3 protein-coding genes are annotated in these 7,859 nt (G+C 52.5%); 2 read left to right on the plus strand and 1 reads right to left on the minus strand.

Annotated elements, in window-relative coordinates; translation table 11 throughout:
* Window positions 1–1,062: 1,062 nt before the first annotated feature.
* Complete coding sequence (locus V8J82_RS23555; RefSeq protein WP_339979568.1) at window positions 1,063–2,448, minus strand: IS1182 family transposase; 1,386 nt, start codon at window positions 2,446–2,448, stop codon at window positions 1,063–1,065.
* An 884-nt stretch (window positions 2,449–3,332) separates the two neighbouring features.
* On the opposite strand from V8J82_RS23555, the gene V8J82_RS23560 reads away from it, so the two are divergent.
* Together V8J82_RS23560 and V8J82_RS23565 are read left to right on the plus strand one after the other, a co-directional pair.
* Complete coding sequence (locus V8J82_RS23560) at window positions 3,333–6,530, plus strand: PAS domain-containing protein (RefSeq protein WP_339979564.1); 3,198 nt, start codon at window positions 3,333–3,335, stop codon at window positions 6,528–6,530.
* Between the two features lie 518 nt (window positions 6,531–7,048).
* The gene (locus V8J82_RS23565) at window positions 7,049–7,267 is read left to right on the plus strand and encodes a hypothetical protein (protein WP_339979566.1); all 219 of its coding nucleotides are present in this window, start codon (window positions 7,049–7,051) and stop codon (window positions 7,265–7,267) included.
* Window positions 7,268–7,859: the final 592 nt, after the last annotated feature.

Here is a 7,859-nt window from a genome sequence, read left to right on the forward strand (position 1 = left end):
GCAATGGGGTGGCCAATATCGCAACTGCCGGCGACATGATGAATGCCCAGAATAGCGGGGCCGCACTTTGGGACGCGCTAACCGATGGCCAAGGGACTTATTCGGACACCGAACCGCCGGTGACGGGTTACATTGATGGGTCAAATGACATGTTCATATTTTAATGCTGGAGGCAGGGTGAGGCGGCGGAACTCAGTGCTGTCTCACTTAAAGCTTGTAGCTAAAGCAAGCAAGCGTGTCAGATCTGTCATGTTCCCATACTGACATGACGTTGCCCAAGATCCGCAACCGGCCGTGCCTAGCCCCCCGGTTTATCCAGGCATTCTCCAAAAGAGTTTCCGGTACTGGTGGGCGCATATTAAGTGCCTGATGATGCGGCTGGGGGTGGTTGTACTGCTTGAGCCATTGATCGTCTACAGTATGGCCTGCCTCATTTTCCTGAACCATTCGGCTAACACCTTGGATTTCTCTTTGGCGATGCAAAAAATGACATGCAGGTTGCCGCGTGGCCATCAAATTGCTCTGACTAGGATTTTATTAACTAAGCTTGCACAAAGCTTTACTCATGATTCGGGAGGAACTTTTGTTGAGACATTCAGAAACCATTTTCGATGTTGTTGCGGATCTAATTATCGAATCGGAGCTCGCTGTTTCCCGCGTGCTAACTCGGAGTTTTGACGAAATGGTCGTCGCGTTAAGCTTGGACAGCGGTTTGCCAATCGATGATGTTCAGTCGCTCTTGATTGAAAGAATGCTGATGGACAAAAACGGTGGGTTCACAATCGCAAACGTGTTCAGCATTTAGGACACCGATACCAAAACCCAGTTGTCCACTCGCACCCTGCGCCGGTTGAATTAGGGGAAGAGTCCTACTACAAACCAGTGACTTAGCTAGAGGAAATGCAACGCGTCGCGGTCGCCCTTGATGACGACCAGGACTGGATACCTTCTTTCATCGGAGGCTAACGCCGCGAAAGTCGGATTCCCGCCCATTCTGTGGAAAAACAACGTGTTGCGGACGCAGAAAGTGGTGTGCTGAACAGAGCGCGAGCGCCTTTCTGATCAGGCTTTTAGCAGATGCTGCGGTGCGGGAAAGATCTTGGCCAGTTTGCGGAGGTTCTGAGCGGTGGCGGCGAGGAGGAATTCGTCGTTTGCGCTGCACGGTCCTCGTAATCGGAGGCGTCGCAGACCTAGGATGCGCTTGAGATGCGCGAAGAGTATCTCGACCTTCTTCCTGAGCTTCATCGAGATGTCGTATTGGCGCGTCTTGGCGATGTCACGGGCAACCTGGCGGGCGTCTTCATGTTCTTCGCGAGTGATTTTACGGGCATCGGCCCTAGGGCAGCACTTAGCTTTGGACGGGCAAGCCTGGCAAACCTCTTTGAGAGCACGATAGCGGGCAGTGCCCTTGCCAGTCGGGCCACGGTTCGGGTCGGAGTAGTTGCGGCGAAACTGCTTGAGGGCGTGACCTTCTGGGCAGATGTATTGGTCGTTCTCGGCGTCCCACTCAAAGTCAGCGCGAGACCATGTACCATCGGATCGGCCTGCCTTGTCGAAGACGGGAATGTGCGGCGCGATCTTGCGGTCGACCAACCAACCCAGAAGCGGCCCGGTGCCGTAGGCGGTGTCCGCGATCAGACGTTCGGGGTGCAGATCGAACTTGGCCTTCACCCGGTTGAGCATGGTCTTGGTCGATCCAACCTCGGCCTGGCGGATTGAGCGGGTGGCTTCCACGTCGACAATGACGCCGTGGTCTGTGTCGAACAGATAGTTGTCCGAATAACTAAAGAACGCAGGGCCTTTGCGTGCTGCTGTCCATTGACTGGCCGGATCGGAATGCGAGGTGAACTTGGGCTGCACCTCGCTGGCGGCACCAAATGCGGCCTCGTCCAGCATATCGAGATACTCGCGCACGGCACGGGGCGCATTCGCCGGATCGATGCCCGCGGCATTCCATTCTTCTTTGGGAGTGGAGTTCTGTTTGTTGGCATCAGCTTCGATCAGGCTGGCATCAATCGCCATCCGCTGGCCGCTGACCAACCCTTCTTCGATGCACCGCACCACAGTCGTTTCGAACAGATGGCGCAGCACTTCGCTCTCCCGAAACCAGCCATGCCGGTTCTTTGAAAAGGTAGAATGGTCTGGCACGCGATCATTCAGATCGAGACGGCAAAACCAACGATAGGCGAGGTTCAGATGCACCTCTTCACACAACCGCCGCTCGGATCGGATGCCAAAGCAATACCCCACCAGCAGCATCCGGATCAGCAGTTCGGGATCGATGGACGGGCGGCCGGTGTGGCTATAGAAATCCGCGAGATGCGCCCGAATGCTGCCGAGATCGACAAACCGATTAATGGAGCGCAGCAGGTGATCTTGAGGAACATGACCCTCCAGCGAGAACTCGTAAAACAGTGCCGCCTGCGCTTCCTGCCTCGGTCCCATCATCGCCAATCCCTCCCCACAGGACGAATTGAATCAGCGACTTACCACCCGATCAAGCTCGAGTTTTTTAACAAAATACGCTATTCCGCTGACTAGTTCTTTGACGTTGGCGCATCCGTCTGAGCTATGACTTTGATTTCATTGGATGCGGCGCTTCTATTCTTTCTTAAGCATGTCGCTGGCAGCATCGGTTTGACTTTTTGCCGCCAAGCAAAGCTTCTGGACGGCTGTGGCGAAAATGAATCCGTCTTGAGAGCCACAGTGACAGCACACTCGGAGGCACGGTCCAGCGCAAGGAAGTGTTTGATGTAAGCAAAGAGAATCTCAACCCTATTTTGCGTTGCACTTGGGCTTTCGAATGGAAGTCTCAGGCGCTGCATTGGGGTGCGAAGTCTCGGACGCTATCATATTTCTTGCGCTGGATGGTCCAGGCCTTCGGTCTGCCGTTTCCCTGGGATGGGTCAGTGTCGGTAAGCGCGGCACAGTACCAAAGCTGTGCAGCTAAGACATCTTTGATGCACCTGCAGAACAGCTATCATAAAGTCATTTTCGGCGACTTGAGGCTAACCTATTGCCCAAGATATCCGATGAAGCAAGACCTGCGATGTTAGCACTCGCTAAACAATGGTATTACGCGAGGTGTGATCATGGATGCTCGCAGTGCACTGTACAAGGTCCTACCGACGAGCGCTGTGTACAGAGATGAGATCGGCGCGTAGGCGCCGCTATAAAGCGCTGAAACGAATGCCACTGAAGCCTACCCGCCGACAGATATCGTTGTCTTTCCGAAACGGGAAGTGAAGAAAGCGACATAAAGAACCAGTGGCAACACTTTTTTAACGATCTTTGACGATGTGTACGGGTGTACAAGTCTGGAAGGTCGTGCGATGGATGCTAAAGTTAACGAAATAGGCAGCACCTTACTGGAACTCCCGGAGGATCTGCCGGCAATTTTCCATGTTTCGGATCGCGCTGGCTTGATTACTCGTGTTAGTGACCGCTGGCTTCGAGCGTTCGGGTATGAACGTTGCGAGGTAATTGGACGCCGCAGCTTTGACTTCTTTGCGGAAAATGCGCGGGCGCAATCACATGCTCGATATCAGGAGTTACTAAAGACAGGACACGTCGACAATCTCGGTTGCGAGTTCGTTGCAAACCATGGGCACCTTGTCGCGTGCTACTTGTCAGCATCGCTCCTTCGGGATGAAATCGGAATGCAAGTTGGAAGCATCGCCTTCATTACGCTGCAGGATGACGACACCGCATTTGTAGAGCGACTTCGAAAAAAATCCTTTAGGCTACAGTCTTGTCTGGAAGGCACAAATGCCGGTACCTGGGAGTGGAATGTACAGACCGGCGAGACGCGCTTCAATCATCGGTGGGCAGAGATCGTCGGGTATACTCTGGATGAGCTTGGACCAACGACAATTGACACATGGCTCGATCTGGCGCATCCCGATGACCTTCAAAGATCCGAAAATGCGCTGAAGGCTCATTGGTCCGGGGAAACTGGTTTCTACGACATTGAGGCCCGTATGAAGCACAAGGACGGCCATTGGGTCTGGGTTCATGATCGTGGCCGTGTCTTTACCCGAACGGCTGACGGCGCGCCTGAGTGGATGTACGGTACTCATTTCGCGATTGATCAGCTTAAGCGATCCCAAGCTGCTCAAGCCCGGATCAAGCAACTTTTCGAACGCACCGGGCAAGTGGCTGGAATCGGCGGATGGGAAGTCGATCTGATCAAGAATGAAGTCCTTTGGACCGCTGAGACGCGCCGCATTCATGGGGTAGGCGACGAATTCATACCCACCGTTGCGGATGGCATCAGTTTCTATGCACCGGAAGTTCGGCAAACCGTCACGGACGTGGTGAACCAAGCTATTCGAGATGGAACGCCTTGGGATTTAGAATTGCCGTTTGATCGGATGAACGGTGAACGCATATGGGTGCGTTCTGTCGGGCAGGCCGAATTCGATGAGAAGGGGACGCCGATCCGGCTATATGGGGCGTTTCAGGATATTTCCGAACGGATTCGGAAAGACGATGACCTGCGTGCAACCCGAGACTGGATGCAGCTTGCCAGCAGCAGCGGAGGAGTGGGCCTTTGGAGCCTGGACGTCGTGGATGGAACAGTCACTTGGGACACCAAGATGGCCGAACACTTCATGGCTGCCGTTGAACCCAGGCCGCAGTCCTTAGCTGAATGGCTGAAGCTTTTGCCAAAGGCCGAGGCTGCAAAGCTCAAAAGCCAAATTAAAAGACTTATTTCTGGCAGCCCTCGTATCGAGGTGGAAATCGACTTCAACGACGATGATGGCCTGTCACATGCTTTGAAGCTCACCGGAGAAGCCTATAAAGACCAAGAGGGGCGGCTGGACCGGATACACGGCGCGTGTTTCGATCTAACACCGGAACGGCGTCTAATGGTCGAGCTGCAGGAACAAACGTCCAAACTTTCTGTTACGATGTCGTCCATCGGTGATGGGGTCATTACCACGGATAGGGACCGCCGAGTGACTTGGCTCAACCAGGTTGCTGCAGATCTGTCGGGCTGGACCCTCGAAGAAGCAATCGGTCGGTCCTCTGAAGAAGTCTTTGCCGTTTACAGTGAACTGACAGGCGAACCGGTGACGGATCCAATTTCTAAGTGCCTTAAAGATGGGCAGACTGTAGCTTTAGAGCCTGACTCTATCCTCCGCCAAAGGTCGGGAAAAGAAACACCGGTAGATGACTCGGCCGCGCCCATCATAGATTCAAATGGCCGTGCCGTCGGCGCGGTTGTCGTATTCAGAGATGTTTCTGAGCAGAGGAAGCTGTCGCGTGATATCGAGTATCGAGCGACACATGATCTTCTGACTGGTCTTCTCAATCGCAGCGAGTTTCAACAGAGGCTGAACACCTGTTTGACCGACCCCATTGCCCGCAACTCAAGTTTCCTTTTCTTCATAGATCTTGACCACTTCAAACGTGTAAATGACACCTACGGTCATGACATCGGTGATAAACTATTGCATCAAATCGCCGAAGATTTGAATAGTTTGGCTGAACCGGATATTCACATTGCGCGCCAAGGTGGGGACGAATTCATTGTTATTGGAAGATTCGCCAATTCTGCTAAGGCCAAGGAATTCGCCGAAAAAATCCTTTCGGCGATCGCTTCAATCCGGGTTACCGAGGATGGCGCAAAGATCGGTGCAAGTATCGGAGTCACTGACCTCAGCCTGCCTGCAGCGGACGCGGCTGAACATGCGCGGCGAGCAGATATCGCGGCTTATTCCGCAAAAGCGGCTGGCCGAAATCAAACCTGTTTTTGGTCTGACGACGACGGCGATATGCGTGACGTTGCAATGCAGGTATCCTTGCTCGATATCATTGAACGGGCAAATAACAACGGTAGCTGGGAGGTGCATGAACAAAAGATCGTGCCAGCGCCACGACTAGAAGGCGCCGGTGAGCTACGTGAATTACTTATCCGCCTACCGGGGCCAGATGGAAAGCTAATATCGCCAGGGCAGTTCCTCGGAGCAGCTGAACGCTACGGTTTGATGCCCCACATTGACCTTTGGATGTTCCGACATTGCCTGGACTTAGCTGCGTCGGCGCAGCCGCACGTGACATATGCCGTGAACCTCTCTCCTGGCTCCGTATCATCACGAAGCTTTCAAAAAGATCTATTGGCAGCGCTTGAAACCTGTGCTCCAGATCAGTTGAAACATATTTGCATCGAGGTCACCGAAACATCCATGGTGGAGAATATGGAGCTATTATCGTCCTTCCTTACTCAGCTCCGAACGAGGGGTTTGAAGGTAGCGATAGACGATTTCGGTGCGGGCGCGTCTTCGTTTCGTTACTTTAGCAATCTTCCCGCAGACTATCTTAAGATCGATGGAAGCTTCATCCGCAACCATCAAGACCCGATATCCGCTGCCAGCCTTGAATGCTTCATTAAGATGGCTCGTGTTGCCGGACTAAAAACTGTCGCTGAACAAGTCGAAAACGAGTCAATGATTGAGACTTTGACAGAACTCGGGATTGACTATATGCAGGGTTACGCGATTGAAATGCCGAAAGCCTGCGTATGATTGATACCGGCTTTGGCAAGTCCAAGCAGGATTGCAAGTCACCTACAATTTGCTCTTTGGCATCTTTGCGCATTCGGATCACTATCATTAGCTGGCGCGTAAGATGCCTTGAACGCGGTCCTGAGCTAAGGGTGCTTTGGAGTAGACATAGGGCCACCATCAAAAAGGTGTGGATCGCTACACACTCAATCTTATCAGAGCCAAACCTTGCATATATTGGCGCAAAGGTGAACTTAGTCGCGTCAAGTTTTGACCTGAGCTCGGTTTCTTCCTCCAATTTGAGGTAGATTCCGTCCCTATGAGGGCGATGGATATAATGGAGAGATCAAGGTTCAACGCCAATGCCTGCCGCGTGAACTCATCGAGAACCGTTCGCGTCTTTTGGCTCCGAGCTTTGCTGAGCTTTTCATGTACGAAGTCTCCTCTCAGCAGAGAGCTTTGCAATCGCCTGCCAGGCAATTGATGGCCCAACCATGGTTCGGATGGGTTGGCCTTCACCGGATAATTGAGCTCTCTTTGTGATAGAGCCGTTTGCGCTTCTTGTCGCACTGCTGAAACTAAGACTCCTCTTCGCGCCGGAACCGCTCGATCTTCTTATAATTGATCTACCAGCCTTCCATCTGAAGCAGCTCTTCGACCTTGCGGTAGACATTGCGAGACGGATCACTGAGGTCATCTGCGATTATGACAAGTCAGCTCAAATCTCGGCAGTCGAAGAGCGGCAAGTTGTTGCTTGAAAATAGTCCTGATGGAAGCATTAACACTTCATTAATCAGTATTACTCAGCTTACTCGTGCGAACACGGGTAAAGGATCGATTCCATGCAAGACCTAGTTTTAAAGACTCTTTTGGCAGAAAAACATGCACGCGAGTTAGGCTTCAAGCACACAGCTGAAGTCTTGCAAAAGCAGGCCAACACACTCCTTTACGAACACCCTCGGCAGTCATCCGGAACGCTTGGTGCCCCTAGCAAGCAGAATTCACAGAGCACAGTGCCTGGGTGCAAGGCGGCTCAACCCAAGCCTTAACTGTCTTTCCTTCAGCTTGAATGAGATCTGCGGAAGGCGTTTTTGAACGGAGGCAACGCTTTGTTACTTATAAGTACAGAGTGTTGTAGTTCTCATACGAAGGTTTATCGTTGGCATCAACCATGTTGATCCACTCGACTGTGGGCCAGCGTTTATCAGACGCAAGTGAGAGCTGAAGTGTCTAGCCCCCTGTGTCTGGGCCACTAATTGGTGGTTTTTCTAATGTGGTTTCTGGGATTGATGGCCGCATATTAAGCGCTTGATGCGGAAGGGTGTGGTTGTACTGGCTAAGCCAATGATC

Source organism: Gymnodinialimonas mytili, from assembly GCF_037544085.1.
GTDB classification, from domain to species: domain Bacteria; phylum Pseudomonadota; class Alphaproteobacteria; order Rhodobacterales; family Rhodobacteraceae; genus Gymnodinialimonas; species Gymnodinialimonas mytili.